Source organism: Ferrovibrio sp. GW821-FHT12E11 (assembly GCF_058806975.1).
Genome location: NZ_JBXAQG010000001.1, coordinates 3790562 through 3815885, shown reverse-complemented (window position 1 = coordinate 3815885; position 25324 = coordinate 3790562). Strand labels below are relative to the sequence as shown.

Genomic DNA, 25324 nt, shown 5'->3' with positions numbered 1-25324 from the left:
ACATTGGCGATGGGATCGGACGATCAGGCGACCGCCTCGACCTCCTTCTGCAGCTCTTCCTTGCTGACCGGCTTGTCGGTCACGGTGGCCATCTCGAGGATGAAGTCGACCACCTTGTCCTCGAAGATCGGGGCGCGCAGGCTGTTGGCGGCTTCCGGGTTCTTCTGGAAATACTCCATCACCTGGCGCTCCTGGCCGGGGAAGCGGCGGGCCTGCTCGACCATCGCACGGGTGACTTCGTCGGGCTTCACTTCGATGTTGTTGACGCGGCCGACTTCCGACAGCAGCAGGCCGAGACGGATGCGGCGCTCGGCGATCTTGCGATACTCGGTCTTCAGCTCGTCTTCGGTCTTCTTTTCTTCGGTCAGTTCGGCTTCCAGGCGCGCCTTGTCGCCGCTGATCTCGGTCCAGATCTGCTGGAATTCCATATCGACCATGCCTTCCGGCACGGCGAAGCTGTTCTGCTCAGCCAGTTGGTCGAGCAGGCCGCGCTTCAGCTTCATGCGCGACAGGCTCTTATACTCCTGGCCCAGGTCGCGCTTGATGTTCTCCTTCAGCTCCTGCAGCGAGCCGAGGCCGAAACGCTTGGCCAGCTCGTCGTCGATCACGACAGCGCCAGCGCCGCGGACTTCCTTCATGGTGCAGGCGAATTCAGCCGGCTTGCCGGCGAGGTCGGCATTGCCGTAATTCTCCGGGAAGGTGACGGTGACGGTCTTGTCGTCGCCGGCCTTCAGGCCGACCAGCTGGTCCTCGAAGCCGGGGATGAAGCTGTTGGAGCCCAGCACCAGCGGATAATCGCTGGCGGTGCCGCCTTCGAACTTCACGCCATCGACGCTGCCCGAGAAATCGATCACCACCTGGTCGCCCTTTTCAGAGGCGCGCTCGACCTTCTCGTAGGTCTTCTGCTGGTCCGACAGGCGGGTCAGGAATTCATCGACTTCCGTATCGGCCGGCTCGACCACCAGACGCTCAAGCTTGATCGCCTTGTAGTCGCCGGCCGGGATTTCCGGCAGCACCTCGATGGCGATGGTGCATTCGAAATCCTTGCCTTCTTCGAAGGTCTGGATGTCGACCTTGGGCTGCATCGCCGGACGCAGGTTCTTTTCTTCCAGGGTCTGCTGAAGCGCGGTGTTCACCGACTCTTCCATCGCCTCGCCCAGCAGGGCGCGACCATACTGCTTCTTCACCAGCGCGGCCGGCGCCTTGCCCGGACGGAAGCCCGGCATGTTGACCTGGGCGCGGATGGTTTCCAGCTTCTGGTTGACGGTGCTTTCCAGCGCGGCGGCGTTGATAACCACCTTGTATTCGCGCTTCAGGCCGGAGGCGCTGATTTCCGTGATCTGCATGACCGAACTACCTGTCTCTTCGTAAGAAATTTCGTGGCGCCAGCGCTGCCGGGAAACTGGTGCGGGCGGAGGGACTTGAACCCACACGCCTTGCGGCACAGGAACCTAAATCCTGCGTGTCTACCAGTTCCACCACGCCCGCTTTTCCCGCGCCGGGGCCGGCGCGAAGGCGGAAGTCTATAGCACGGTCAATACGGCCGCGCGAGGCTTTTGGGGGGTTTTCCGCAGGCCCGGAAAACCGGGATTAACGGATTGTTTCATCTGGGCTTTTTGGCCGGGCGCTGGTCGCAGCGCAGCATCGCCGCGCGCTCGGCGAACCACTTGTCGCTGTAGCCGCAATCGCGGAACTCGTCATAGAAAGGCCCGCCGATCGTGTAATGCACGATGGAGACGTCCTTTTCATAAGGATCGTAGTCGGCCAGGTGGTTCCAGCGATGCGGCAGGTCGCCGATCTGATGGTCGCCGTCCAGCCATTTGAACTGGTGCAGCTGCAGCCCGGTGGCGGTGTTGACGAAATCGGGTGTCAGCGCCGTGCATTTGGCGCAGTTGAACAGCATGACGCTGGACCAGTTCTTCTTCTCGTATTTGGTCTGCACCTTGTCGAGGAACTTCAGGTCCTCGGCCGGCACATGGTTGTGTTTGACCACCTGCACGGCATAGCGCTCGTCGCGCAGCTCCCACAGCTTGGCGATGTCGTCCACCACCGCCATGTCGTCGTCCATGAAGATCGCCCAGCCCTCGAAACCGGCCAGATACGGGGTCAGGAAGCGGGAAAACGAGAAATCGGTCGACTGGATGGCGTCATGCGGGCGCTTGTAGATGCCCTGGAGCTGGTTCAGCGCCAGATGGGTGATGGCCACCGGCTGCGAACTGTTGCGAATGATGCTGTGGGCGGCGACGCTGGAGGCCACCGGGGCCGCCCGGCTGTAGCCGATAAAGACGCGAATCATCCTGACTCTCCCGAAGATCCTCCGTGCTTACCCTACCAAACTCTACCAATTATTAACGGCGGCGGTCTGCCGTTATCCCCGGACGGGTTCCGGATGCTTCCCGATGCTTCCCCCGGCCTTCGTTTGCGTTCGTTTCGCTTCGTTTGGGCTTCGATTGCGTTCGCTTGGCTTCGTTCGGCTTCGTTTGTGTTCGTTTCGCTTCGCATTAACCAGAGCTTCCACCCATGGTGGTAATTTCGGCCTTTGCTCAAATAGAACTTAATGCGAACATTTCAAGTTGCAAAACCTTTTGCCACTTGCCACGGTATCATAATACCATAGCCATGGCCCGCTAGGGGACAGCATCGGGCAAATAGGCCGTACACGAACCATGTTCGTACCGAAACTGATCACCTGCCTGCGCGAGGGCTACAGTGCCACCCTCCTGCGGCGCGATGCGCTGGCGGGGCTGACGGTGGCCATCGTTGCCCTGCCGCTGGCCATGGCGATTGCCATCGCCTCGGGCACCACGCCAGACAAGGGCCTGGTCACCGCGATTGTCGCCGGCTTCCTGATCTCGGCGCTGGGCGGCAGCCGCCACCAGATCGGCGGGCCGACCGCCGCCTTCGTCATCGTCGTCTATGGCGTGATCGAAACGCATGGCTATGACGGCCTGCTGATCGCCACCCTGATGGCCGGGGCCATGCTGATCCTGCTCGGGGCGCTGCGGCTGGGCACGCTGATCAAATACATCCCCTACCCTGTGGTTGCCGGTTTCACCGCCGGCATCGCCCTCACCATCCTCTCCACCCAGGTGAAGGATTTCTTCGGCCTCGACCTCGCCCGTGTGCCAGCCGATTTCCTCGCCCGCTGGAGCGACTATGCGCGCGCAGCACCCAGCATCGACCCGATCACCACCGCGATTGCGCTGGTCACGCTGGGCCTCATCCTGATCCTGCGCAGTTGGAAACCGGCCTGGCCTGCCATGCTGATCAGCATCGTCATCGCAACCGTGCTGGTGCACCTGCTGGACCTGCCGGTCGAGACCATCGCCGATCGTTTCGGCGCCATCCCCAGCCAGTTGCCCGCACCATCGATCCCCGCCGGCATGACCTGGCAGCGCCTGCTGGACCTGCTGCCCAGCGCCATCACCATCGCGCTGCTGGCCGGCATCGAGAGTTTGCTGTCCTGCGTGATCGCCGACCGCCTCACCGGACGGCAGCACAAATCCAATATCGAACTGATCGGCCAGGGTGTGGCCAATATCGCCTCGGCGCTGTTCGGTGGCCTGCCGGCAACCGGCGCGCTCGCCCGCACCGCCACCAATATCAAGGCCGGCGCTGCAACACCGGTGTCAGGGATGCTGCATGCCGCCTTCCTGCTGCTGTTCATGTGGCTGCTGGCGCCGCTGGCCGGCATGGTGCCGCTGGCGGCGCTGGCCGGGATGCTGGTGATCGTTGCCTGGACCATGAGCGAGGCCGAACGGCTGCCGCAATTCCTGCGGGCCACGCGCGGCGAGCAACTGGTGCTCGTCGTTACCTTCGTGCTGACCGTGGTGGTGGACATCACGGCGGCGCTGCTCGCCGGCGTGGCGCTGGCGCTGCTGCTGAAGCTGCCGGCTATGATCCGCGCAAGGCGGCCAACGGACGCCTGACCGCATCGGGCAGATCGTCGGCGATCAGTCCGGCGCCAGCTTCCGATGCCGCCGCACCATGCAGCCAGACGGCGGCGCAGGCCGCCTCGAAAGCCGGCATGCCCTGCGCCAGCAGCCCGACGCAGAATCCGGCCAGCACATCGCCGGCGCCAGCCGTTGCCAGATCAGGGGGCGCATTCGTGTTGATCGCCGCCTGCCCGTCAGGACTGGCGATCACGGTGTCGGCGCCCTTCAGCACGACCACGGCGCGGCTCAGCCGCGCGGCGGCGCGTGCCCGCGCCAGCTTGGGCAGGTCAACCAGATCGGGAAACAGACGCGCGAATTCGCCGTCATGCGGCGTCAGGATCGTGGGTCCCCTGACGGCGGTGAACAGCGCCTTCGGGGTATCGGCAAAGACGGTGAGCGCATCAGCATCCAGCACGACACTGCGTTTGGTGGCCAGCGCCGCCAGCACCGCCTGCCGCGTCGCCATGCCACCGCCATTGCCGGGGCCGAGCAGCAGCGCGTTGCAGCGCGGATCGGCGATCCTGCAGCGCCAGTCGGGGATACCGTCGCAGCGCAGGCGCATCAGCGCATCGGGACCGCCGGCCTGCAATATGGCTGCCTCAGGCTGCGCCAGCGTCACCAGCCCCGCACCGATGCGCAACGCCGCATGGCCGGAGAGCCGCGCGGCCCCGGCCAGCGCACCGCCGCGCACCAGCACATGGCCGCGCGCAAATTTGTGGCCGTCAACCTGCCGCACCGGCAGACGGTGTTTCCACAGCGCCGGATCGTTGCGCCACTGCTGCGGCGCGATGGCGTCCAGAACGCCATCGGGAATGCCGATATCGGCCACATGCAACGCGCCGCAGAGCAGACGGCCCGGCAGCAGCAGATGGCCGGGCTTGGGCCGGAAGAAGGTGACCGTGCGGGTGGCGCGGATCGCCGTGCCACGGATTTGGCCGTCATCGCCATGCAGGCCGCTGGGCAGATCGACGGCAATCACCGGCTTGCCCTTGGCATTCACCGCCTCGACCAGCGCCAGGGCTGCGCCGTCGAGAGGTTTGCTGAGCCCGGCGCCGAACAGCGCATCGACAATGATATCGGCCTGCATGACCTGCACCGGCGTCGCGGCGATCACCGGGCCGGTCCAGCGCTGCGCCATCGTGGCCGCGTCGCCCTTCAGTGCATCGCGCGGCCCGAACAGCAGCAGCCGCACGGTGCGGCCGGCCGCCTGCAGCAGCCGCGCCGCGACGAAACCGTCGCCGCCATTGTTGCCCGGACCGCAGAGGATCAGCACGCTGCCCTGCGGATGATGCCGCTGCACCATGCGCGCCACGGCGGCGCCGGCCGCTTCCATCAGTTGCACGCCCGGCAGGCCGGCAGAAATGGCGGCGCGGTCGGCCGCCGCCATTTCCGAAACCGTCAGCAGGGCGGCATTGGCGTTCATGCGATCTGCGGTCGCGGCTTGTGCCAGTCGGTCGCCGCTTCATAGGCCGCGCCGGCGCGCAGAAGCAGCTCTTCGCGATGCATCGGGCCCACCAGTTGCAGGCTGACCGGCAGGCTGGATTTCGAGAAGCCGCAGGGGATCGACAGGCCCGGCTGCTGGGTCAGGTTGAAGGGATAGGTGAAGGGCGTCCATTCGGTCCAGTAGGCATCGCCCATGCTTTCGGGCGCCAGGCGACCGGCGGTGAAGGGCAGCACGGCAAGGCTGGGCGTCAGCAGCAGGTCGTATGTCTCATGGAAACGCTTCATCAGAACGCCGAGTTTGCCGCGCTCGTTCTGGGCCTGCAGGTATTCCTTCGTGGTGATCTTCGCACCCGCCTCGGCGGTCTTCTGCAGGCCGGGATCAAGCAGCGCGAATTTCTCTTTCGAGAGCGCCATGGTGGCGTTGTGTGCGCCAAGGAACCAGTGCACATGAAACATTTCGATGGGATCGGGGAAACCCGGATCGACCTGCTCGACGATAGCCCCCAGAGCGGCAAACTGCTTCGCCGCCACATCCACGGCCGCCGCGATCTCGGGATCGACTTTGGCAAAGCCCAGCGTCGGGCTGTAGGCGATCTTCAGCCCCTGCACGCCCTCGTTCAGGTTTGACGTGTAGTCGCGGCCATCGTAAGGCAGCGCGAACCAGTCGCGCGCATCGGGCTTCACCATCTCGTTCAGCATCAGGGCCGCATCGCGCACCGTGCGCGTCATGGGCCCGAGATGCGCGACGGTGCCAAACGGGCTGAGCGGCGCGGCCGGCACGCGGCCGAAATTGGGTTTGAGCCCGACGATGCCGGTGAAGCCGGCCGGAATGCGGATCGAGCCGCCCCCATCGGTGCCGACGGCAAAAGCCCCCAGCCCGGCCGCCACCTGCGCCGAGGCGCCGCCGGACGAGCCGCCGGGCGTGAGGTCGGTGTTCCACGGATTGCGCGTTATGCCGGTGAGTGGAGAATCCGTGACACCTTTCCAGCCCAGCTCCGGCGAGGTGGTCTTGCCGAGGATGACGCAGCCGGCCTCGCGCAGGCGCGCGGTGACGGGGGCATCCTCATCCCAGGCCTGATCGGGATCGACGGTCTTCGAGCCGCGCAGGGTCGGCCAGCGCCGGGTCAGGATGATGTCCTTGATCGAGGCGGCAACGCCATCGACGGGGCTGAGCGGCCGGCCGGTTTTCCAGCGCGCCTCGGAGGCTTGCGCATCGCGCAGCGCAGAGCCCTCGTCCACCAGGTTATAGGCGTTGAGCTTCGGGTTGACGGCGGCGATGCGCTTCAGCAGCGCCTGCGTCACCTCCACCGGCGACAGCGTGCCGGTACGGAAGGCATCGGCCTGGTCGGCCGCCGGCAGGTAGCACAGGTCTTCACTCATCGGATATCCCCGGTCAACGCGGCTGGAGGGTCATCGGCAGGCCGGGTGACGGCCGCAGGGTGATCTTGGCCACCGGCGCGACCTCCGCACCCGGCACCAGACGCGCACGCAATTTCTGCGCCAGCGTCGCCAGGATCAGCACCGCCTCGATCATCGCAAAGCCCTGCCCGATGCAGATGCGCGTTCCGGCGCCGAACGGCAGATAGGTGTAGCGGCGGCGCTGCGCGGCCTTGCCCGGGGCGAAGTTCTCCGGATCGAAGCTGTCGGGGTTCTGCCAGTACAGCCGGTGGCGCTGCATGATCCAGGGCGAAACAATCACCATGGTGCCGGCCGGGATGGCCATATCGCCAAAGCGATCATCGGCGACGGCCTGCCGCGCCGTGGTATGGGCCGGCGGGTAGAGTCGCATCGTCTCCTCGATCACCATGCGGGTATAGACCAGCTTCTCGTAATCGCCATAGACCGCCGCGCGGCCGCCCAGCACGGCATCAAGCTCGGCATGCAGCTTTGCCTCCACGTCCGGCGCATGGCTGAGCAGATACCAGGTCCAGGCCAGCGCCGTGGCCGTGGTCTCATGCCCGGCAAGGAAGAAGGTGGCCATCTGGTCGCGCACCTCGCGGTCGTCCAGCGCCGCTCCGGTTTCCTCATCGCGCGCGGCCAGCAGAAGGCCGAGCAGGTCTGAACCCAGATCGCCGCCATTCTGCGTGGCCCGCTCGCGCCGGCGCTGGATCAGGCCGTTGATGATGGCATCCATGTCGGCCAGCGCACGCTGGCCCTCGCGCGCATCGGGACGCGGCACCCAGCGCGGCAGCCCGAGCAGATCCGGGATATTGGGCCGCACTGTGACCTGGTAACGATCCATCGCTGCGCCCACAGCCGAAACGTCGGTGCCGTCATCCGAACCGAACATGGTGCGGGCGATGATATCCAGCGTCAGCAGCATCATCTGCTCGGCCAGGTCTATGCTCTGCCCCGCCGGCAAGGCGGTCAGCCGTGCGGCCAGCTTCGCTGAGAAGTCGGTCATGATCTCAGCAAAGCCGGCGAGCCGGCGCGGCTGGAAGATCGGCGCCATCATGCGGCGCTGGCGCTTCCACTCCGCGCCTTCGCTGGTCAGCAGGCTGTTGCCCAGACCGGGCTCCAGCAGGCGCTTGCCCACCGGATCGCGCTCGTAGTTCGCCGCATTGTCGAGCATGACATGGCGGATCAGATCCGGGTGGTTGGCCAGGATCATCGGCTTGAAGCCGAGACGGTAGAGGATGATGTCGCGCTCGAAGGCGTCTTTCGTGTAGGTGCCGACGGTATTCTCGCGCAGGGTCCGCAGCAGCTTGAACAGCGGCAGGCGCCGGTCGTGCCGTGGCGGAAATGCCGGAATGAAGGGCAGCGTATCGGCGGCGGTCATGCGGTTTACAGTGTCGTCGTCATGCCGCCATCGACGGTGAGCAGATGGCCGTTCACATAGGCGGCCGCCGGCGAGGCCAGGAACAGCGCGGCGCCGGCCAGTTCCTCGGGTTTGCCCCAGCGCCGCAATGGCGTGCGGTCGTTGACGAATTTCACGAACTCGGCGTTCTTCATCAGCTCGAGATTCAGCTCGGTCTCGAAATAGCCCGGCGCAATGGCATTGCAAGTAACGCCCGATGGCCCCAGCTCGGCGGCGAAGGCCTTGGTCAGGCCGAGAATGCCATGCTTGGCCGCCGAATAGGCGGGAATGCTGGCACGGCCCTTGATCGACAGCACCGAGCCGATGTTGATAATGCGGCCATGGCCGCGCCTGGCCATGCCGAGGCCGGCGGTGCGCGAGAGCGCGAAGGCCGCCGTGAGATCGACCTCCAGCACCTGGCGCCAGTCGTCCAGCGTATAGTCGCCGAGCGACTTGCGGATATTGATGCCGGCATTGTTGACCAGGATGTCGAGCTTGCCATGGACCTTCTCGATGGCGGCAATCGCCGCCTCGCCGGCGGGAATATCGGCGACGTCGAAGGCCGCGATCTCGGCCATGCCGTGTTTGCGCACCACCTCGGCTGCCGTTTCAAGGGTCTCGACATGGCGGCCGTTCAGCACCACCAGCGCGCCGGCCTCGGCAAACAGTTTGGCGAATTCCAGTCCGAAGCCCCGGGACGCTCCGGTGATCAGGGCGACCTGGCCGCTGAGATCGAACAGACGCTGCATCATGCCCATGATTGTTCCTCCGCTGCCGCAGAGTTTAGCGTTTTGGGCGTGGGATGCCAGCCTGCCGGCGTCAGAGGAACAGGGCCAACACGCCGGTATAGCCGTAGAGCCGGGCCTGGGCGATTTCGCCGCCGCAATACATGCCGACCAGCGGCAGATCGGGGAAGACGGTCTGGATGCGGGCCAGCTCGCTCGGATTCTGCACGAACTGGTCCTGGCAGCGCGCCATGCAGGAATACCACAGCGCCCCGCGCGGCACGCGGTCGCCGCAGCGGCGCTTGAGATCGGTGAGCATGCGGTCCATGTCGCGGCCCGCACTCTCGATATCGCGGCGACAGAAGAAGATCTGGTCGCCCTCCTCCACCATGGCGCCGATGGCGAGGCCACCGGCCTGCGGATCGATGCCGACGATGTTGCGCACCAGGTAATCCGGCCGGTCGGCGCCGGTGATCGGCAGGCCGACCATCAGGCCGCTGCTGAGCTTGCGCAGATCGGTCAGCGACTGCACGGCGAAGCTGTCGCGCAGTACGTCATAGGCCGGCTTGGAATCCAGTTCGAGAATCACATTGCCATCGGCGGCGGTGATGCTGTGCATCTCGCCGATCTGGGTGCAGCCCTGGGTCAGGCCGGTCAGCACCGGCTGGGCATCGGAGAAAACCAGCCCCGACATGCCGCCCTCGACCGCGCCATCGGCCCATTGCGGACGCGGGCCACGCGCCGCGATCAGGCCGCCAATCAGATAGGCGCCGCAGGCCTCGGCAAAATCCTCGATCAGTTCAGGCAGCGCCGGCACCTGGGGATCGGCATGCACGATGCCGAGCCAGCCTTGCGGCCGCTCGGTCGGACGCTTGAAGATGGTGGCGCTGCCTTCGGGCACGGTGCCGACCAGGCAGGCGACGACGGGCTCGTCGCAGAATTCGGTATCGCCGGCGGCAACGCTGTAACCGCAGGCGGCGATCATGGCGGAGATGCCGGTCGCCTCGGACAGGCGTTTCAGGATTTGCGGCAGGCGGTCGGCCATGCGGTCGCTGACATACACGAAGCCGACATTGGCGGAGTCCGGCAGCGGCATGAGCTGCAGCAGACAGCCATCCACGGCCATCCGCCAATCCTCCGCGGCGCCGACTCCAAGGCGGAATCGCGAGCCTGTGGTCTGTTCGCTCATCGCCGTCCTCCTGTGCTGCCGATCACAGTATAATAGACTGGCGGCTGCCGAAATGGGTCAAACCGTGAAATGATGCAATTGTTCCAGCCGGGAAACTGTCATGTTGCACCGCTTCTGCCTGCTCCTCATCCTGATCGCCTTGCCGGGCCTGGCCGCGGCAGCCGACCTGACCAGCCCGGTCGGGCGCTGGAAGACCATCGATGACGAGACCGGCAAGGAACGCAGCATTGTCGAGGTCAGCGATACCGGCACGGAGCTGCAGGGCCGCATCCTGAAAATCTTCTACCAGCCCGGCGACAAGATCGATCCCGTTTGCGAATTGTGCGAAGGCGAGATGAAAGACAAGCCGGTGATCGGCCTGACCTTCCTCTGGGGCCTGAAGCGTGATGGCAGCGACTGGACCGGCGGCGCCGTGCTCGATCCGAAGAACGGCAAGATCTACAACGCCAGGGTCAGCCTGACCGATGGCGGGAGCAGGCTGCGGATGCGCGGCTATATCGGCACGCCGCTGCTCGGTCGCACGCAGGTCTGGCTGCGCGAAGCCGACTAAATCCCGGAAAGATGTTTCGCCAGCGCGGCTGACAGCCCGATGCTGGGCACCTGTGGCGGCAGCGCGAAAGTGCCGGCCATCGCCTTGTCGAAGTTCGATGCCGCCACCGCCTCGGCCATGCGCATCACCGCGACGGTGCTGTCGATCACCGGCACCGGCACGCGGTCACGGATCATCGGCACCAGGCCGGCCAGACCGGCGCCACCAAGGATGACATGGTCGGCGCCGTCTTTTGCGGCCGCGACGCAGGCATCGGCCAGCAGCGTCATCGCCGCATCGGGGTCGCGTGCGATATCGCCGCCGGTGGGCGCGACGGTCTGCACCGAGGCGAGCTTGTCGCTCATGCCGCGGCTGGCGACGAATTCGCGCAGCATCGGGCCCCAGCGTTCGCCGCCGGTGACGATGCCGAATGCCTTGCCCAGGCTGGCCGCCAGCTGGATCGAGGCATCGGCCATGCCGACCACCGGCACCGGACAGATCTCGCGCAGGCCGTCCAGGCCCGGATCGCCGAAGCAGGCCAGCACCACGGCATCGAAGCCGCCGTCATCTGCCGAGGCCCAGGCATCAAGGGCGGCATGGGCCGCAATGGCATAGGAACTGCGCGTCGCCACATAGGCCGCGCCGAAGCGGCCGGTGACGCCAACCAGCTCGGTACCCGGCGCGACCACGCCGCGCGCCACATCCAGAACCTTGTCGGTCATCGCCTGAGTGGTGTTGGGATTGATCAGCAGCAGTTTCATCAGCCGAGCTCGAAGGTGGTGATCCCGTAGAGGCCCGCCATCTCGACCACGGGCGCCGCTCCCTTATACATGCGCGCCGTCTCGAATGCAGGCGTCAGTCCGGCGGCTTCGGCCAGTTTCACGGCTGCGGGATTGGTTTCGGGCACATCGAGGAAAACCGGGCCGGGGCAGTTCTCGCAGAGCGCTGCGAACAGACTTTCGGCAATCGCCGGCGTTTCGGCATAGAGCGGTCCGATCTTGTGGCCATCGCGGCAGGGCCGGATGGTGCCGAGCCCGCTTAAATGTCCATCGGTGATGCTGGCGAGGCTGCGATGGCCGGGCGCAGACAGCCAGCCGGCCAGGAAACCGTCCCGCGGGGCCGGAAAGAACCTGCGGTCATAGGCGGCCAGACGATCAAAGCCGATTCCGGCCGGATCGAGGAACCGCTGCGCCTTATCCAATTTCGGGATGCCGCCATAGCGGATATTGCGATGGGCCAACGCAAAACCGGATTTGCGGTAGTTGTCCTGCTGCGCCACCACGCCATCGAGGCCGATGGTACGATCACCCAGATGCGCAAGGCCGGCCTGCCACACCGCCATGCCCTTCCCCTTGCCGCGCCAGGCCGGCGCCGCAATATAGAAGCCGAGGAAGCCGTAACCAGCGCCATAGCGCACCACGGCGATGCAGGCGACCGGTTCGCCATCCTGCAGCCCGACCAGGAAGCCATGCGGATCGGCGGCATGAAATAAAGCCGCATCCTGCAGGCCGGGATTCCAGCCTTCGGCCGCCGCCCAGTCGACCGCAGTGTCGAGCTGGGCGCGGCTCATCACCTGAACGCTGAATCCGGCAGACATTGTTTGTTTATACGCCCCTGCCGGCATCCGAGCCATGGCGCGCGCGTCGCCAGCGCACAAAGCTGACCGCCCCCAGCGCCAGAATGATGATAAGGAAGGAAAAGCCACTGGTCACCGTGCCCAGCGCATAGAGCACCGGCGTGGTGACATTGGTGGTCATGGCATAGATTTCCAGCGGCAGCGTATTGTCGGTGCCCGCCGTCATCAGGCTGCGGGCGAATTCATCGTAGGACAGGGTCAGGCCGAACAGCGCGATGCCGATCAGGCTGGGCAGGATGATCGGAATCACCACATGGCGGATCACCTGCCAGGGCGTGGCACCGAGGTCGCGCGCCGCTTCCTCATAGGATTTGTTGAAGCGGTTGAAAATGGCAAACATGATGAGCAGCCCGAAGGGCAGCGTCCAGGTCAGATGCGCGGCCAGGCCGGAGGTGTACCAGGTGGTGTCCCAGCCGAGGATGCGGAACTGCAGGCCGATGCCGAGGCTGACCAGGATGGACGGCACGATCAGGCTGGCAATGGCCAGATAGAAGACGAGCCCTGAGCCGCGGAAGCGGTGGCGGAAGGCCAGGCCGCCGGCCAGCGCAATCGCCACCGTCAGCAGCATGACGATCACGCCCAGCGCAAATGACCGCGCGAAGCTGCCCGCGAAATCGCCGACCATCTGCTTTTCGGTCAGATTGCGGAACCAGTTGACCGAGATGCCGCGCATCGGGAAGGTCAGGCCGCCCTCCGGCCCCTGGAAGGACAGGATGAAAATGGTCGACATCGGGCCGTAGAGGAACAGCACGAACAGGATGAAGAAGGCGCCCAGCGCATAGAAGCTCTTGCCACGCTTGCGATCCTGCATGGCTACAGCTCCTTGCGGATATCGACGATCCGCATCATCGCACCGACCATCAGCAGCACCACGACCAGCAGGATCACCGCATTGGCGGCGGCGGCCGGATACTGCAGCAGCGATATGGCATTGGCCATCATCAGGCCGACCGAGGCGCTCTGGCCGCCGCTCATGAAGCGCACGGTGACAAAATCACCCATCACCAGGGTTACGACGAAGATCGAGCCGATGGCTATGCCGGGCTTGCACAGCGGGATGATGACATTGGTCAGAACCTGCAGGCCACTGGCGCCGGCATCATAGGCGGCCTCCATCAGCGAACGGTCGATCCGCATCATCGAGTTGAAGATCGGCACGATCATGAACAGCGTGTAGAGATGCACGAAGGCCAGAACCACGGCGAAATCGGAAAACAGCAGAAATTCCAGCGGTTCCTTCACGATGCCGGTACCGACAAGGGCGGAGTTGAGCAGGCCGTTGCGACCCAGGAAGGGAATCCAGGAAATCATCCGGATGATGTTCGAGGTCAGGAACGGCACCGTACAGATCAGGAAGCAGGCCGTCTGCCAGGTATCGCTGCGCACATGGAAGGCCAGGAAATAGGCGATGGTGAAGCCGATGGCCAGCGTCACCACCCAGACAATGGCCGCATAGCGCAGGGTATTGAGGTAGGTGCGCAGCGTAACCGGGCTGCCGAGCAGCTCCGTGTAATTGGTCAGCACGAAATCCGGAATGATACGCGCGAAATCATAATCCCAGAAGCTGACCACCAGGATGGTCAGGATGGGCATAACCAGGAAAGCGCCGAAGACGAAAGCCAGCGGCGCGACCTGCAGATACGGTGTGTAGCTGATGCGTTTCATGGAAGCGCCGCGCAGGTTGAAGCCTGCGCGGCGTGTCCTTCAGATCAGGCGGCGATGAACTCGTTCCATTTCTGAACCATGTAGCGGTCCTCATCCATCACGGCGTTCCAGCAGGCGACCTTGCCCATGCGGTTCTCGAAAGAACCGCCATCGCGCACGGCGCCGGCCTTTTCGAGCAGCTTACCATCCGGGCTCATGATATCGGCCTTGGCCGGCTGGCCTTCCATCCAGAAGGCCCATTCCTCAGGCGACATATGCTGCTTGGCGGTATCCAGCACCGCCGAGTAGTAGCCCTGGCGATTGAGGTAAGCGCCGACCCAGCCCGAGAGATACCAGTTGATATACTCATAGGCGGCATCGAGTTCGAGGCCGGTCAGATGCTTGGCGATGCCCAGACCGCCGCCCCAGGCGCGATAGCCTTCGGCCAGCGGCTGGTAGACGCAGGGGATGCCCTTCGACTTCACGGCGGTGACGGCCGGTGACCACATCGACTGGATGATCACCTCGCCCGAAGCCATCAGGTTGACCGACTCATCGAACGTCTTCCAGAAGGCGCGGAACTGTCCGGCCTTCTTGGCCGCGGTCATGATGGCGATCGTCTTGTCGATCTCGCCCTTGGTCATGTTGCCCTTGTCGCCGTATTTGATCTCGCCCATGGACTCGCAGATCATGGCGGCATCCATGATACCGATGGACGGGATGTTCAGGATCGACGCCTTGCCCTTGAATTTCGGGTCCATGATGTCTTTCCAGTTGGCGATCGGGCGGCCAACCAGATCCGGGCGGATGCCCAGCGTATCGGCGTTGTAGATCGTCGGGATCATGGTCATCCACTGGGTCTGCGACTTGGCGAACTTGGTGGAATCCTTACCCTCGACAAAGCCGACCGTGTGCGGCGCGGTGCCCTGGGCGATCACGCTGTCGGGCTTGAGCTTGCCGCTGAGGAACAGCGGCACGATCTTGTCGACATTCTTGATCTTGCTGGTGTCCATCGGCTGCATCACGCCGGCCGGGAACACCTTTTTGCAGATCCAGTATTCGATATCGGCGATATCGAAGGATTTCGGCTGCGTCACCGCGCGCTGGGCGACGGCGTCGGAATCCAGCGCCGTCATCTGCAGGGTGATGCCGGTATCGGCCTTGCACTTCTCGGCAATGGCATTGAGGTTGGACACGCCGGTGCCGAACTGGCGCAGGGTGACATTCTTGATGTTCTGCGCCCAGATGGTGGGAAAGCCGGTGATGGCCCCGCTGCCCGCCGCCAGACCGACACCGGCCGCCGCGCCTTTGAGAACCGTTCGGCGATTCATGCCACGCTTCATTTCCGTCGTTCCTTTATTCTTGCCGGACATGTCGTCCTCCTCTGTTGTCATGCGGCTGGTGCCGCTTGCCTACTCTTCAAGAATGTGAACGCTCTCCTGCGGCCAGGAGACGGCGACGCGATCGCCGAGCGCGACCGGCGCGGCGAAAAACGTGCTTTCATCAACTGCAACCGAGAATTCGTCTTGGTCGACACTGAAACCGGCGTCGCCGTCGGGACTGATCCCGACATGGACAATGCTGCCCAGATACTCCACGGCGCGGACCGTGCCGGCGAAACCCGCCTGCCCGCTGGCAGCCGGCACCAGGGACGCATGATCGGCGCGGACCGACATGCGACGCCGACCCGAACCATTGGCCGGGTAGTCGAGAATGTTGTGACCGCCGATGAAACGGGCGACGAAAGGCGTGCGTGGCCGGTTGAACACATCGCGCGCGCTGGCGGCCTGTTCGATCCGGCCCCTGTTCATCACCACCACCAGATCGGCGAGCGCCATGGCCTCTTCCTGGCTATGGGTGACATGAATGAAGCTGATGCCGAGTTCCTTCTGCAGGCGCTTCAGTTCCTCGCGCATCTTGGCACGCAGGAACGGATCGAGCGCCGAAAGCGGTTCGTCCAGCAGCAAGGCGCTCGGACCGGTGATCAGGGCACGGGCGAGTGCGATACGCTGCTGCTGACCACCGGACAACTGCGCCGGCAGACGTGCGGCATAATCCTGCATATCGACCAGACGCAGCAGTTCCATGGCCTTGGCGCGCCGCTCGGCTTTTTTCACGCCTTTCATCTTCAGGCTGAAGGCGACGTTATCGACGCAGTCCAGATGCGGAAACAGCGCGTAATTCTGAAACATCATGGCGGTGCCGCGCTGGGCCGGCGTCAGGTCGTTGATGACGCTGTTGCCAAGCAGGATATCGCCGCTGCTGATATCCTCATGACCGGCGATCATGCGCAGCGTGCTGCTCTTGCCGCAGCCGCTGGGGCCGAGCAGACAGCAATAGGTGCCGGCCGGAATTTTCAGGTTTATCGAGTCGACGGCGATGGCGTTGCCGTAGCGCTTGAGCACGGCCGCCAGTTCTATATCGCCCTTATTCGCCATTACGGTGTCCGCAGGAGGGTCATTGCCTGGGAACGATGCAAGGCAAATGCCAGCCGGTCGCAGGCGGGCTTTCCGCGCCAACCTGTCGATTGTATGCAATCGATGTATTCAGCCCGGGCAGGGCTGCCCGCACGACTGGTTATTATTTGGGCTTACGCTCAAATTCGGCGCACGCAATGCCTGCGCCTTTACTCCGTCAACACTATCCGGCGCCCCGTCTCCGCCGCCTCATAAACCGCAAGCGTGGTACGCAAGGTCCGGGCCCCATCGCTGGCGTCGATGATCGGCACGGCCCTGCCCCGGATGACATCGCAGAAATGCGCCAGCTGGTTGACTAGGGGGTCGGTCCGTTCAAACGCAAGGCGATCTGCCAGCAGGGGCACATTCCAGCCCCGCTCAGCCCCATAGCGCCAGTGCCGCATGCTCGGCACCGCCAGCGCGCCTTCGGTGCCAGCGATGAAGTAGCAGTCTTCCTGACCGTTCCCTTGCGGAGGCGGATAGGCCGGGTTCTCGCGTGCCGTCAGCTCCCAGTTCCAGGGGGCCGCAGCGGAATCGGACAGCGTGATGGTGCCCAGCCCGCCATCGACAAGCTGGAAATTGATCACGGCGCTATCCTCGACCGCAAAGCCGCGCAGGCGGTTGGCGGTCATGGCCTGCAGCGATGCGAAATCGCCACAGATGAAGCGCAGGTCGTCGATCGCATGGATCAGGTTGATCATGATCGGTCCGCCGCCAGCCTCGCGCCGCCAGGCCATATCGAAATAGGCATCCGGCTTGAGGAAGGTGACGAAAGCCGTGACAGTGGCCAGCCGTCCGATACGACCCTCGCGCACCAGTTTGCGCGCTTCCTGCAGGATCGGGCTGTGGCGGCGATGATGTCCCACCAATGTGGCGACGCCGTGTTTTGCCGCTGCCGCAATCACCTGCCCGGCTTTCTCGGCGGTTTCCGTCACCGGCTTTTCGATCAGCACCGGAATGCCGCGCCGGATACAGGCCATCGCATTGTCGGCATGGGCCACATTGGGCGTGGCGATGATCGCGCCATCCGGTTTCTCGGCCGCCAGCATCGTGTCGAGGTCCGTGTAATACGGCGCGCCCTGCTCTTTCGCATAATCTGCCGCCTGCGGCGCGGGATCGACAATGGCCGCGAGCTGGCAGTCCCCTGACTCCCGTATCCGTTCGATATGGGCGCGGCCGATCAGACCGGCGCCCGCCACGGCGATGCGCAGGCGCGCCGGCATCAGGACACTGCTGCCGGCTGCAATCCGCCACCCAGGAACAGCGCGGCGATGCGTGGATCGGCCAGGATGCTGCTCGCCGTATCCTCGATCCGGGTCTGACCGAGTTCGAGCACCAGGCCGTAATCCGACATCTGCAGCGCCTGTTTGGCATTCTGCTCGATCAGCAAAACGCTGACGCCCCGGTCGCGCAGGCCGGTGAGGATGCCGAAAACCTCCTGCACCATCAGCGGCGACAGGCCGATGGAAGGCTCATCGACCAGGATCAGTTTCGGATCGAGCAGCAGGCCGCGCGCCACTTCCAGCAGCTTCTGCTGGCCGCCCGAGAGCGTCGAGGCCTGTGCGTTGGCCTTCTGCGCCAGCATGGGAAAACGGGTCATCATCGCCTCGACCCGCCCGGCCAGACCGGACTGGTCGGCCAGCGCCACACCACCGAGCTCCAGGTTATGCCGCACCGTCAATTCGGGGAAAATGTTGCGGCCCTGCGGGATATAGCAGACGCCGGCATCCAGCATCTGGCGGGGTTTGAAACTGGTGACGTCGCGCCCTTCGAGGCGGATGCGACCCGACCGGATGTCAAGCAGGCCGAAGATCGCCTTGAACATGGTCGACTTGCCGGCGCCGTTCGGCCCGATCACCGTGGTGATGCTGCCGCGACGGATCCGCGCCGCGGTACCGTTCAGGATCGTCATCTTGCCGTAGCCGCCGACGACGGCATCCAGTTCGAGAATGAAATCGCTGTCGCTAATGAAATCGCCGTCGCTCATGTCAGTGCCCCAGATAGGCTTCGATCACCCTGGGGTCGCGACGGATCGCATCCGGCGGCCCTTCGGCGATGATCCTGCCCTCGGCCAGCACCAGGATGCGGGTGCAGAGCGACATGACAAATTCCATATTGTGCTCGATAACGACGAAGGTGGCATTGCTTTCGCGGTTGATCGCCTGCAGCCGCTCTTTCAGGCTGGCCAGCATGGTGAGATTGACGCCGCCAGCCGGTTCGTCGAGCAGCACCAGACGCGGGCCGGCCATGAAGGCCATGGCCGCATCCAGCAGTTTCTGCTGGCCGTAGGACAGGCCGCCGGCTTTCTCATCGGCCAGATGGCCGAGGCGGAAAAAGTCGATCATCCGGTCGGCATCCGGTGTCAGTCCCGCATCGCGCGGACCGAACAGGCGGCGCAGGCGAGACTGGCGATGCTCCTGCCCGGCCAGGATCAGGTTCTCGCGCACGGTCAGCTGCGGGAAGACCTGCAGCAGCTGGAAGGTGCGGCTGATGCCGCGGCGATTGAGTTCGGAGGGTCGCAGCCCCGTGACCTTTTCACCATCGACCGTGACTTCGCCCTTGCTGGGCACCAGCTGGCCGAGGATGCAGTTGAACAGCGTCGACTTGCCCGAGCCATTCGGCCCGATGATGCCGAGGATTTCGCCCTCATGCACATCGAAGGACACATCCTGCACGGCCTGCAGGCCGCCGAAGGACTTCGACAGGTCGCGGACTTCCAGCACCGCATTCATGACACCGCCTTCACGGCGGCCTGACGGCGCAGGGCCGCGACCAGCCGCGTATAGAGGCCGACGATGCCGCCCGGCGAAAAGGTCATCATCAGCATGACCAGAACGGCATAGATCAGCAGGTAGTAGCCCTGTGCGAAGCGCAGCCATTCCGGCAGCAGAACGGCAACGGCCGCCCCGATGAACGGGCCGACGAAGGACCCGGCGCCACCGACCACCACCATCAGCAGGAACAGGAAAGACGGCCCGAGCGCAAAGGGATTGGGATCGATGAATTCCACCAGCGGGGCATAGAGCGCCCCGGCAAAGCCGCCATAGGCCGAGCCGATGGCGAAGGCGAGCAGCGTATAGAGCCGCACATCGACGCCCAGGCTTTCCGCGCGGATCGGGTTCTCGCGCAGTGCCGTGAAGGCGCGGCCCCAGGGCGAACGGATGATCCACCAGAGCGCAAAGGTCAGCAGCGCCGTCACGCCCAGCACGAACCAGTAAAAATAGAGATAGGGCCGCATGCTGATGCCGAACAGGCTCGGGCGTTTGATATCCGACAGGCCCATCACGCCGCCGGTCAGCCATTGTTCATTGCGGAAGACCAGCCAGGCCAGCACGGCGAAGGCCAGGGTCACAAAGGCCAGATAATGTTTCTGCACGCGCAGTGCCGGCACGCCGAGAACAATGCCGATCACGAAAGCCGCGGCGCCCGAAAGCAGGAAGGCGAAGCCGAAGGGCATGCCCGCCTTGGTCAGCAGCGCAGTGGTATAGGCGCCAATGCCGAGGAAGGCTGCCTGCGCCAGGGTTTCCTGACCGGCATAGCCGACGATCAGGTTGACCCCCATGGCGGCAATCGCCGTCACCAGCCACAGCGTCATGATGTAGGTGCCGTAGCGCTTCAGTCCCAGATAAGGCAGCCCCAGGCCGGTGAGGTCGACCGGAGCCAGGATCAGGACAACGCCAAGCAGAACGAGCAGCGGCAGCAGCCAGCGGGAGGACGCGCTCATACCGCCCGCTCCTCTTTGCGGCCCAGCAGGCCCTGCGGCCGGAACAGGATGAAGAGGACCAGCAGCACCAGCGGTACGGCCTGGCGATATCCGGTGGAGACATAGGCGGCGGCCAGATTGTCGACAACGCCGACCAGCAGGCCACCGGCAATGGCCCCACGCACCTGGTTGAAACCGCCGACGATGGCGGCCACGAAAGCCGCGAGCCCCAGATGCTCGCCGTTGGAGAATTTCACCAGATAGATCGGCGAGATCAGCAGCGACGCCATGGCGGCCAGGCCGGCATTGATCAGGAAGGTGTACATAATCATGCGCTCGACCGGCACGCCGAGGATGCGGGCGACCGCGGGATTCTGCGCCGTGGCCTGCATCTGCCGGCCGGTCCGGGTGCGGCCAAGAAACCACTGCAGGGCGACGATGACACCCAGGGCGATGACCAGCACGCCGATCTGCGACAGCGACAGACGGATGCCGAACAGATCGATCAGCGCATCCGGGAAGATATAGGGAAAGGGCTGCGCTTCGGCGCTGTAGACATCCTTGGCGCCTTCCTTCAGCAGGATGCCCAGCGCGATGGTGGAAATCACCAGCGGCAACACGCCCTGTTTCAGCATGGGATCGACCACCACGATCTTGAACACCACGCCCAGCAGCAACACCGCAACCAGGATGGCGGTCAGACTTGCGGCCCAGAACGGAAAGCCGAACCACTTCATGGCGGCCAGCGCGAAAAAAGCCGGCAGCATGACGAACTCGCCCTGGGCAAAGTTGATGGTCTGCGAGGTCTGCCAGAGCAGGGTGAAGCCGATGGCCGCCAGGGCGTAAATCGCACCGGTAGCAAGGCCGGCGATCACCAGCTGAAGTAAGTCCGTCATGGCCTGTATCCCTGTTGGTGTCGCAGCCTGGCCGCGGGCCGCAGCATCGGAGCCGCGTCCGGCCGGCGGCAAAGCCACCGGCCGGATCGTCGCGATTACGGCTTCAGCTTCGGCAGGGTCTGGGTGATGACCTGCTTGCCGCCCTTCACTTCCGCTAGGAAGCTGATGCGGTCGATCTCGCCCGTCGCATCCCAGGTGCCTTCCATCAGGATGCCCGGGGTCTTGTCCGGCGTGATGGTCAGGCCATGCAGGGCCGCGGCAATCGCCTTGGCGTCCAGCTTGCCGGCCTTCTCGGCGGCAGCCTTCACCATGAAGACGGCGATATAGCCCTTCATGCCGTTGTGATCGGGCTTGTACTTGTACTTGGCTTCGAACTTCCTGCCGAATTCCTGCACGGCCGGGATCGGGGCATCGACGGTGAGGCCGACATGACCCTTCACGCCGTTGGCGGCGTCACCGGCCAGATCGATGACCTTCTGGCCCAGCAGGGTGGTTTCGCCGATCATCGGCTTGTTCAGATTCTGCTTCTTGGCTTCGAGCAGGAACCGGGCGCTTTCTTCTTCATTCAGATAGATAAAGACTGCGTCGGCATTGGCACTCTTGAGCTTGATGACATCGGCGGCGAAGTCGGCCTGGCCGGCTTCGGTCGAAACATCGGCCGCCACCTTGATATTGCGGATACCCAGTTCCTTGATGATGGCGTCGCGGCCGCCCTTACCGAAATCGTTGTTCACATAGACGACGGCGACCGACTTGGCCTTTTCACCATCGCGCAGATAATTGGCCAGCTTCGGCATCGAGACATTCTGGCCGAACGAGGTGCGGAAGATGTATTTCGAGCCCTGCGCCGTCAGATCGCCGGCCTCGCCGCCCATGATCTGCGCCACTTCGGCATCGGCCGTCAGCTGCATGGTGGCCTTCACCGAGCCGGAATAGATCGGGCCGAAGATGACCAGCGGCTTGTCGTCCAGCGCCTTCTGGATAGCGGCACGCGCGACACCGGGATTGGTCTGGGTGTCGACGATCAGGGCTTCCACCTTCTTGCCCAGGATGCCGCCGGCGGCATTCACCTCAGCAATCGCCATATCGACGCCGTTTTTCCAGTTCGTGCCGACAGTGGCGCCGCCACCGGACAGTTCGATGATATTGGGCAGCACAATGGTGTTCTGCGCATAGGCCGGCGTGCCGGCCAGCAGACCGGCAGCGACCAGCGCTCCGACCAGTTTCGGATTGAGCATCGTTTCCTCCTCGTTTTGTTGGCTGAGACCCGGCGAGCCGACCGCAGCAGGGCGCTACTGTGAAACGAGCGGAAGTTAACGTCAATTACCAAGGTATTCCAGTATGCAAACCTGGGGCTATTTTTTGCAGTCGCCCGGCTGCGCCGTCCGCGGTGCCGGGGATCATAATGGCCCGCAGACTTCAAACGCACGCAGGGCCTGCGTCGCTCTGCCTGTCGTCAGGACGGCTTGCGCGGTTCCAGCGATCGCGAGGCTTCGACAAACCAGTCCGGCTTGTCGGTGGTCCAGACTTCGCCCCAGAGATGACCCGCCCCGGTGATCTCGATCGTCTCGCCGGAGATGAAGGCGCCCGCCGGCCCACCGGCAAACAGGATCGCTTCGGCGATCTGCCAGGGATTGCCCGCCTGACGCAGGGGATTGCCATTCTCATAGCGCGCCCGCACCTCAGGCGCATAGACATTCCAGCCCTCGGAGCGGATTGCGCCGGGTGCGATGCAATTCACGCGGATGCCCAATGGTCCCCACTCCACCGCCACCGCTTCGCTGAAAGCGATGACGCCGGCGCGTGCCGCGCAGCTATGCGCCACATTATGCAGGCCGCGCGGGGAAACCACCACATTGACGATGCTGCCGGAACGGCCGGCATCGCGCCACCGGCGCGCAGAGACCTGCATCAGGTTGAACGCCCCGTTCAGATTGGTGTCAATAACGGCCCGCCACCCCTTCTCGCTGTAGTCGATCGCCGCCTGCGGAAACTGGCCGCCGGCGGAATTGACCACGATATCCGGCGGACTACCCCAGGCCCCCTGCATGGCATCATACAGACCTTCGACGGCATCGCGCTGACGAACATCGACCGGCAGGGCGATGCAGTCGAGCCTGCGCGCCGCCATGGCATCGGCAACGGGTTGCAACCGCTCCAGTTTGCGGCCAGCGATAACAATCCGCGCCCCCAGCCGCGCCGCCAGCCAGGCCGTGGCGCGCCCGATCCCGCCACCACCGCCGGCCACCAGTACCGTCAGGCCGGCCAGGGAACCGGCAGCAAGATTGGTCGGGTGGTCTGCCAGCATGGCATCCGACAGCTCCAGGGGTTGTTCGCTCATGATGGTCAGCTCTTCAGAATTTCGCCGCTGATGATCATCTTGCGGACCTCGGTTGTGCCCGCGCCGATTTCCAGCAGCTTGGTGGCGCGGAACAGGCGGTTGATTTCAGACTCCCAGATATAGCCGCTGCCGCCATGAATCTGCACGGCATTGTCGAGCACCTTGTTCATCGTATCGGCCGCATACATCACCGATGCTGCCGTCAGGGCATGAATGCTGCCCCGGCCGCCACCGCCAACTTCCAGGTCGTTGGCCTCGGCCAGCACGCGATAGGTGAAGACCCGCATGGTTTCCACCATCACATACATGTCGGCGATACGGGACTGGATCATCTGGAAATCGGCAATCGGGCGGCCGAACTGCTTGCGGGTGCGCGCGTATTCGATGCTCAGCGCCAGCGCGCGCTCGGAAATGCCGAGGCAGATCGGTGCGATCATCGCACGCTCCAGATCCAGCCCGCTCATCACCACAGAGACGCCACGATTTTCACCACCCACCACATTGGCAGCCGGCACACGGCAATCGTCAAAAACCAGTTCCGCTGTCTGGCTGCCACGGAAGCCCATCTTGGTCAGCTTCTGCGCCACCTTGAAGCCGGGGAAATCCTTCTCGACGATGAAGGCCGAGATGCCTTTCGCGCCGTCGGCGGGATTGGATTTGGCATAGACCAGCAACACATCGGCCACCGGTCCGTTGGTGATGTAAATCTTGGTGCCATTGAGCAGGTAATCATCGCCATCGCGCCGCGCCGTGGTCCGCATGGAGCCCAGCGCATCCGAACCGGCGCCCGGTTCCGTCAGGCCAAGCGCGCCCGTCTTGCTGCCATCGCACAGGCCCGGCAGGTATTTCGTGCGCTGCTCATCATTGGCATTGCGGAAAATATTGTTGAGACAGAGATTCTCATGCGCGACCCAGCTCAGGGCCAAGGCATGGTTCCAGCGCGAGAAGGCCTGCAGGATCAGGCCGCTGGTCATCAGATCGGAGCCGACACCGCCGAATGCCGGATCGACGGTGATGCCGAAATAACCTGCCTTGCCCAGTTTCGGGAAGGCGTCCTGCGGCCACCATTCCTCGTTGTCCATGCGCGCCGCCAATGGATACAGTTCCTGCTTCGCATAGCGATCGGCCGCATCCAGGATGCCGCGCTGATCGGCGGTGAGCGAGAACTGCGAATCCGCTTCTGCAACTGCCATGGGTTCCTCCTCAAAGACTTTTTATTGACCGGTAAAATTCGGCGGACGTTTTTCCTGGAAAGCGCGCATGCCTTCTTTTGCGTCTTCACTGCGCGCCATCGCCGGCAGCATCAGCTGGGCATATTCCAGCGCCTGCCGCACCGCCATGTCGCGCATGGCATGAAACCCCTGCTTGCCGAGCCGTATGGCGGTCGGCGACCGCGCCGCCAGCAGCGTCGTCAGTGCCTCGATGCGCGCATCTAGGTCGGCGGCCGGCACCACCTCGTTGACGATGCCCCAGTCCATGGCGCGCTGCGCCGGGATCGCCTCGCCGGTCATGCACAGCTCCATGAAGCGGCGCAACGGCATGACCCGCAGCATGTATGGCATGATCATCATGGGAAAGAGGCCGATCTTGCTTTCCGGCGTGCCGAACGTGGCCGTATCGGCAGCGATCGCCATGTCGCAGGCGCAGACCAGGCCAAAACCGCCCGCCAGGGCATGGCCATTGACCCGCGCAATGATCGGCAGGTCGCAGTCTTCCATCAGCTTGAACAAATCGACGATGTAGTTTCGCGGATTCGCAGGGTCGACCGTGAAGGGCGCACCATCGGCAGTCGGTGCCAGATCGCCACCGGCACAGAAGGCCTTGTCACCCGCCCCGGTCAGCACGATGACCCGGATATCCGGATTGGCCTGGGCGGCGCGAATGCCATCGGCGATGCCGGTCGCCACGGCCGCATTGATGGCATTCCGGCGCTCCGGCCGATCGATCACGATATGCTGCACCGCGCCCGATGCCCTGAGACTGACGCTCATCGCCCCGCTCCTTCTTCCGCCGGGAAGCTGCCGCCGCCA

The 25324-nt window shown here is 64.2% G+C and carries 24 protein-coding genes and 1 tRNA gene; 2 read left to right on the top strand and 23 right to left on the bottom strand.

What is annotated here, in order from left to right; translation table 11 throughout:
* Positions 1-23 precede the first annotated feature (23 nt).
* The 3 genes from tig to AC1ROT_RS18960 form a co-directional block, all read right to left on the bottom strand.
* The gene (tig, locus tag AC1ROT_RS18970; RefSeq protein ID WP_492970980.1) at positions 24-1346 is read right to left on the bottom strand and encodes a trigger factor; all 1323 of its coding nucleotides are present in this window, start codon (positions 1344-1346) and stop codon (positions 24-26) included.
* Positions 1347-1403: 57 nt separating this feature from the next.
* A tRNA-Leu gene (locus AC1ROT_RS18965) sits at positions 1404-1488 on the bottom strand.
* A 115-nt stretch (positions 1489-1603) separates the two neighbouring features.
* Entirely contained in the window at positions 1604-2296 is a 693-nt protein-coding gene (locus tag AC1ROT_RS18960) for a hypothetical protein (protein ID WP_493000885.1), read from the bottom strand.
* Between the two features lie 370 nt (positions 2297-2666).
* On the opposite strand from AC1ROT_RS18960, the gene AC1ROT_RS18955 reads away from it, so the two are divergent.
* Positions 2667-3929, top strand: coding sequence for a SulP family inorganic anion transporter (locus AC1ROT_RS18955; protein ID WP_493000883.1), 1263 nt, complete (start codon positions 2667-2669; stop codon positions 3927-3929).
* Here AC1ROT_RS18955 and AC1ROT_RS18950 read toward each other — a convergent pair.
* The 5 genes from AC1ROT_RS18950 to AC1ROT_RS18930 form a co-directional block, all read right to left on the bottom strand.
* Positions 3895-5358, bottom strand: a complete 1464-nt coding sequence (locus tag AC1ROT_RS18950) for an NAD(P)H-hydrate dehydratase (protein WP_493000882.1) — start codon at positions 5356-5358, stop codon at positions 3895-3897. The genes AC1ROT_RS18955 and AC1ROT_RS18950 overlap by 35 nt on opposite strands.
* Positions 5355-6758, bottom strand: coding sequence for an amidase (locus tag AC1ROT_RS18945; RefSeq protein WP_493000880.1), 1404 nt, complete (start codon positions 6756-6758; stop codon positions 5355-5357). The genes AC1ROT_RS18950 and AC1ROT_RS18945 overlap by 4 nt, the downstream gene beginning before the upstream one ends.
* A gap of 13 nt (positions 6759-6771) precedes the next feature.
* Entirely contained in the window at positions 6772-8157 is a 1386-nt protein-coding gene (locus AC1ROT_RS18940) for a cytochrome P450 (protein WP_492970989.1), read from the bottom strand.
* A 5-nt stretch (positions 8158-8162) separates the two neighbouring features.
* Positions 8163-8933, bottom strand: coding sequence for an SDR family oxidoreductase (locus AC1ROT_RS18935; RefSeq protein WP_492970990.1), 771 nt, complete (start codon positions 8931-8933; stop codon positions 8163-8165).
* Positions 8934-8994: 61 nt separating this feature from the next.
* Entirely contained in the window at positions 8995-10089 is a 1095-nt protein-coding gene (locus tag AC1ROT_RS18930) for an FIST signal transduction protein (RefSeq protein ID WP_492970991.1), read from the bottom strand.
* 100 nt (positions 10090-10189) lie between these two features.
* On the opposite strand from AC1ROT_RS18930, the gene AC1ROT_RS18925 reads away from it, so the two are divergent.
* Positions 10190-10639 (top strand): DUF2147 domain-containing protein, encoded by a 450-nt coding sequence (locus AC1ROT_RS18925; protein ID WP_493000879.1) that lies wholly within the window; start codon positions 10190-10192, stop codon positions 10637-10639.
* Here AC1ROT_RS18925 and AC1ROT_RS18920 read toward each other — a convergent pair.
* From AC1ROT_RS18920 to AC1ROT_RS18850, 15 genes are all read right to left on the bottom strand, one after another.
* Positions 10636-11379, bottom strand: coding sequence for an aspartate/glutamate racemase family protein (locus AC1ROT_RS18920; RefSeq protein ID WP_493000877.1), 744 nt, complete (start codon positions 11377-11379; stop codon positions 10636-10638). The two genes, AC1ROT_RS18925 and AC1ROT_RS18920, sit on opposite strands and share 4 nt — an antisense overlap.
* The gene (locus AC1ROT_RS18915) at positions 11379-12215 is read right to left on the bottom strand and encodes a GNAT family N-acetyltransferase (protein ID WP_492970994.1); all 837 of its coding nucleotides are present in this window, start codon (positions 12213-12215) and stop codon (positions 11379-11381) included. Before AC1ROT_RS18915 ends, AC1ROT_RS18920 begins: the two co-directional genes overlap by 1 nt.
* 7 nt (positions 12216-12222) lie before the next feature.
* Positions 12223-13065, bottom strand: a complete 843-nt coding sequence (locus AC1ROT_RS18910) for an ABC transporter permease (protein WP_492970995.1) — start codon at positions 13063-13065, stop codon at positions 12223-12225.
* A gap of 2 nt (positions 13066-13067) precedes the next feature.
* Positions 13068-13919, bottom strand: coding sequence for an ABC transporter permease (locus tag AC1ROT_RS18905; protein WP_493000875.1), 852 nt, complete (start codon positions 13917-13919; stop codon positions 13068-13070).
* A gap of 44 nt (positions 13920-13963) precedes the next feature.
* Positions 13964-15271 carry an ABC transporter substrate-binding protein gene (locus tag AC1ROT_RS18900; RefSeq protein WP_493000874.1) on the bottom strand — a complete coding sequence of 436 codons (1308 nt, stop codon included), beginning with the start codon at positions 15269-15271 and terminating at the stop codon, positions 13964-13966.
* A gap of 39 nt (positions 15272-15310) precedes the next feature.
* The gene (locus tag AC1ROT_RS18895) at positions 15311-16336 is read right to left on the bottom strand and encodes an ABC transporter ATP-binding protein (protein ID WP_493000872.1); all 1026 of its coding nucleotides are present in this window, start codon (positions 16334-16336) and stop codon (positions 15311-15313) included.
* A 188-nt stretch (positions 16337-16524) separates the two neighbouring features.
* Positions 16525-17577, bottom strand: coding sequence for a Gfo/Idh/MocA family protein (locus tag AC1ROT_RS18890; protein ID WP_493000871.1), 1053 nt, complete (start codon positions 17575-17577; stop codon positions 16525-16527).
* Complete coding sequence (locus AC1ROT_RS18885; protein WP_492971000.1) at positions 17577-18341, bottom strand: ABC transporter ATP-binding protein; 765 nt, start codon at positions 18339-18341, stop codon at positions 17577-17579. The genes AC1ROT_RS18890 and AC1ROT_RS18885 overlap by 1 nt, the downstream gene beginning before the upstream one ends.
* A 1-nt stretch (position 18342) precedes the next feature.
* Positions 18343-19086, bottom strand: a complete 744-nt coding sequence (locus tag AC1ROT_RS18880; RefSeq protein WP_493000869.1) for an ABC transporter ATP-binding protein — start codon at positions 19084-19086, stop codon at positions 18343-18345.
* A complete protein-coding gene (locus AC1ROT_RS18875; protein ID WP_493000867.1) occupies positions 19083-20078 on the bottom strand; it encodes a branched-chain amino acid ABC transporter permease in 996 nt (331 codons plus the stop codon). The genes AC1ROT_RS18880 and AC1ROT_RS18875 overlap by 4 nt, the downstream gene beginning before the upstream one ends.
* The gene (locus tag AC1ROT_RS18870; protein ID WP_493000865.1) at positions 20075-20953 is read right to left on the bottom strand and encodes a branched-chain amino acid ABC transporter permease; all 879 of its coding nucleotides are present in this window, start codon (positions 20951-20953) and stop codon (positions 20075-20077) included. Before AC1ROT_RS18870 ends, AC1ROT_RS18875 begins: the two co-directional genes overlap by 4 nt.
* A gap of 95 nt (positions 20954-21048) precedes the next feature.
* Positions 21049-22191 carry an ABC transporter substrate-binding protein gene (locus AC1ROT_RS18865; RefSeq protein WP_493000864.1) on the bottom strand — a complete coding sequence of 381 codons (1143 nt, stop codon included), beginning with the start codon at positions 22189-22191 and terminating at the stop codon, positions 21049-21051.
* 218 nt (positions 22192-22409) lie between these two features.
* Positions 22410-23294, bottom strand: a complete 885-nt coding sequence (locus AC1ROT_RS18860; protein ID WP_492971005.1) for an SDR family oxidoreductase — start codon at positions 23292-23294, stop codon at positions 22410-22412.
* A 5-nt stretch (positions 23295-23299) separates the two neighbouring features.
* On the bottom strand, positions 23300-24487 hold the full coding sequence (locus tag AC1ROT_RS18855; RefSeq protein ID WP_493000862.1) for an acyl-CoA dehydrogenase family protein: 1188 nt from the start codon (positions 24485-24487) through the stop codon (positions 23300-23302).
* A gap of 21 nt (positions 24488-24508) precedes the next feature.
* Positions 24509-25285: an enoyl-CoA hydratase-related protein gene (locus tag AC1ROT_RS18850; protein ID WP_493000860.1), complete on the bottom strand. Its 777-nt coding sequence runs from the start codon at positions 25283-25285 to the stop codon at positions 24509-24511.
* Positions 25286-25324 lie beyond the last annotated feature (39 nt).